General features: G+C 42.5%; 3 protein-coding genes. All 3 read right to left on the bottom strand.

The genetic code is table 11. From position 1 onward, the window contains the following. Positions 1-635: 635 nt before the first annotated feature. The 3 genes from IQ237_RS25845 to IQ237_RS25855 all read right to left on the bottom strand — a co-directional run bounded on the left by IQ237_RS25845 (position 636) and on the right by IQ237_RS25855 (position 3153). Entirely contained in the window at positions 636-1124 is a 489-nt protein-coding gene (locus IQ237_RS25845) for a plasmid segregation centromere-binding protein ParR (protein WP_096572211.1), read from the bottom strand. Between the two features lie 8 nt (positions 1125-1132). Next, positions 1133-2278 (bottom strand): ParM/StbA family protein, encoded by a 1146-nt coding sequence (locus tag IQ237_RS25850; RefSeq protein ID WP_194060100.1) that lies wholly within the window; start codon positions 2276-2278, stop codon positions 1133-1135. A gap of 251 nt (positions 2279-2529) precedes the next feature. Continuing rightward, positions 2530-3153: a DedA family protein gene (locus IQ237_RS25855; protein WP_194060101.1), complete on the bottom strand. Its 624-nt coding sequence runs from the start codon at positions 3151-3153 to the stop codon at positions 2530-2532. Between the last annotated feature and the right edge of the window lie 114 nt (positions 3154-3267).

A 3267-nucleotide genomic window follows, 5' to 3' on the forward strand; every position in this document is an offset into this window, starting at 1 on the left:
GATGACATTTTTGGTGATTTACTGTTTCTCAAATGCTTTTTTCACTGTATATGTCTGTTTTTACGCTAACTTTGATTTTTCATCTCCGTAATTTCCCTCTGGGACAGTTTGGGGTGCGGAATGTGGGTTGGATAGGAACGATTTTTTCTTTAAGTAGAAATTAAGTGCAAGGTTTTTCAGTTGCCACCTCAGAAAAGCTTGCACTTTTTGAAAGTCAAAATAGCTAAAACCCTTTTGTAAAGTTTTCGGATTTCTTCAGCAACCCCTATTTATCTTTCTCCTGCCTCCTGCCTCCTAAAAAAGATTACACCCAGAAAATCCGAAAAAATTCTGGGTGTCACTAGTAAACTTCTCACACTTCCCGATCTATCTTGTAAAAACGCTTATTCAATAATGGACAATTAACAATGAACAATTGAGAACTACCTCTCCCTTGAAGGGAGAGGAGCAAAAAAGCGGAATTTTTTTCTTTTTTTCCCTTTGAAAGGGGAGGTTTTAAACCGTTCGGCAGTTCGACACTTCGGCAAGCTCAGTGACCGCAGGCTCACTGACCACTGACGCTCACGGCGAAAGCCTTGAGTGAAACAATTGTCAATTGTCAATTATCAATTATCAATTGCTAACTGGCTTTTTCCTTAGAAATCATCAACCAAAGAACTCAGGCGACTGATTACAGGGTCAACCTCTTGGGGAGTAGGATCAGGAGTAGAAGCAGTTTCATTAACTACTTCTACCGTTGCTATAGATGAATTTGCGGGTTGAAAAGATGCTGCTTGATTGACCATGATTGCCAATTGTGCAACTTGTTGACTAAGTTGTAATATCTGGCTTTCCATCACCTGCAAACGATTGGATTCCTTAGCAAAAAAACGTTCCTCAAGTCCAGCTATCTGACGTTGCAACTCACCGAGTTGTTGTTCCATCGGTAGTGCTGCTGTATTCGGAGAAGGTCGTACAGAGTCCGGTACACATAAAGCTTGCCAAAGAGCCTCTTTACAGAGGTCACTGAAAGTCTTTTCTGGCTGCGCCTCCAAGTAACTTTCTACCTGTGCTAACAAGCTCTCATCACCAATTTCTGGATTGAAAGTGACGGATTTAACTACCTTTTTTGACCATTGGAACATCAGTTTTATTACCTAGCAGCGCGAACAGCAGAAGCAGACAATTGCGCCTCTCCGTAAAGATACTGACCTAAAGCGTTAGCTTGGCGGGAGGGTGCAGCCAGATGGGCATTAATCTTGGCTTCTTTGAGCAAACGTTGTACATCTTCCCAGAAAAACTCTCCACCGCCACCAGTGATAATCACATCAGTCACACGCTCTGGTAACCAAGCCAACACACGAGCGCAAATTTCGCGTGAAAACTGCTCTGTGAGGTTGGGCAGAAAATCGTCTAGGTTAGTGGGTTTGCTTGCACCTTTAGGACGATAAAAACGCTCACCTTTGGGCTTATTAACCGCAGAAATCAGTGCTAGAGATTGACTATCAGCCCCTCCTATTTCATTAGCTACCAGTTCATAAAACTTGCTCATGCCAAAGTCTTCACTTTGAGAAAGACCTCTAGCAAAGCGGAAATTATCCACCATGATACAATCAATGGTTTGATGTCCAATATCGACAATCCCCACTGATATTTTGGTAAAATCAGGGGATGAGGGGGTTTTATTAGGTTGAGCTTCAGACCACAGCAGACTGCCGTAACCTTCTGGCATCACCCAAACTTTAGTTATATTTAACGACAAAGATTCCCCACGGAAGTTGAAGACATGGGGTCCTGTTACTTGGCTGATTAAAGCGGTTTTTTCCTTTTCAAATTGTTCCGAGGACAGGAAAGGTAGACCCAAGACAACGGAAATTTCGTCTTTAAGTTTAAAGTAGCCAGCGGCTGCCAATACTTTGACAACTGCATCCTCTACCTTAGATTGTCCAACTCCTAAACCTGCGCCAAAATCTGCTGCTAATTGCCCTACAGCATAGCCCTTGCCTTGATATTCCATCCACAAATCCATTAAAGGATCGGTTGCCTTAGATTCAAACACCCCACCACGTATTTGTTCAATTGACATCTGTTTGACATTGGCAGGGATGAAGGCTACGTTCCCAGGTTCGCGGCTGACACAAGTTTTGGTAGATGTTCTACCTAAGTCAACACTGAGAATGTTTTTACCCGAAATTGAGACTGGCTTATTCACATTGTTGTTTATAGGGGCTGATGCTACTCGATTCATGGGTATAGCAGCAGCATTCATCGGATTAGCTACGGGTGGTTGGTCTGTCATGAAAGCTCCTATGTGGTGACTTAACTGTAAAAAGTTATCATGCCCATCTTACAAAAATACAAGATCAGAAAAATTTTCAGATGGGTCAAGTGTAGCCAGAAATACGTCAAAATTTATTGTAGACGATTGGAAATGTAACATTATTTTGGATTTATTGTACAGGCAAAATTTTCACATATAGCCAGTGGAAAGTGGAAAAGTCTTCCCCGGAAAGTCTCTACAGCAACCATATTTTGAAAACCGAACTAGATTCATCTGCGAGTTCCTTGGCGTTTGCGCTTGAGTACCCAAAGAAAGAATACTAGCACTACACCCCCCAGCACAATTTTAGATACAGGGGCAAGGTATTTGTCCACAAGTTCATACTGAGTTCCTAGCAAGTATCCGGAATATGTGAGCAAGCCGACCCAGGCAGCACTACCAAGGGTGGTGTAGAATAAGAACGGCAGCAAGGGCATATTGCTCATACCTGCGGGAACAGAGATTAAGGTACGAATTCCCGGCACTAGACGACCAATTAAAACTGCTTTACCACCTTGTCTGTTGAACCAGCTTTTAGCCTTATCAATATCTTCGCTAGATATAGTCAGCCACTTACCGTACTTGTTAGCTAATTTTTTTAAGCGTCGTTCCCCCAAAAACTTACCAGGATAGTACCAGATCAGTGCGCCCGCGACAGAACCCAAAAGTCCTGATAAAAACACACCTATTATATTCAGCTTTGCTCCTCCTGGTTGATATGGACTGGCCGTAAATCCTGCCAATGGCATAATCAATTCAGAAGGTATGGGGGGAAAAAGGTTTTCTAGGAACATCAGCAGGGTGATTCCTAAATATCCCAAGGAGCTAATGGTCTTGGTTATCCATTCGAGCATACTGGTGATTGGTGATTGGTGATTGGTGATTGGGGAAGAGTTGATAGTTGATAGTTGATAGCTGATAATTGATAGTTAATTGGGAAACATCAAATTGATTACCCAGTCCCCAGT

The sequence above is a fragment of the Sphaerospermopsis sp. LEGE 08334 genome, from assembly GCF_015207205.1.
Lineage (GTDB): Bacteria > Cyanobacteriota > Cyanobacteriia > Cyanobacteriales > Nostocaceae > Sphaerospermopsis.

Coding starts and splice junctions, on each gene's coding strand:
- IQ237_RS25855 (WP_194060101.1), bottom strand. CDS start 3,153: ATGCTCGAATGGATAACCAAGACCATTAGCTCCTTGGGATATTTAGGA.
- IQ237_RS25845 (WP_096572211.1), bottom strand. CDS start 1,124: ATGTTCCAATGGTCAAAAAAGGTAGTTAAATCCGTCACTTTCAATCCA.
- IQ237_RS25850 (WP_194060100.1), bottom strand. CDS start 2,278: ATGACAGACCAACCACCCGTAGCTAATCCGATGAATGCTGCTGCTATA.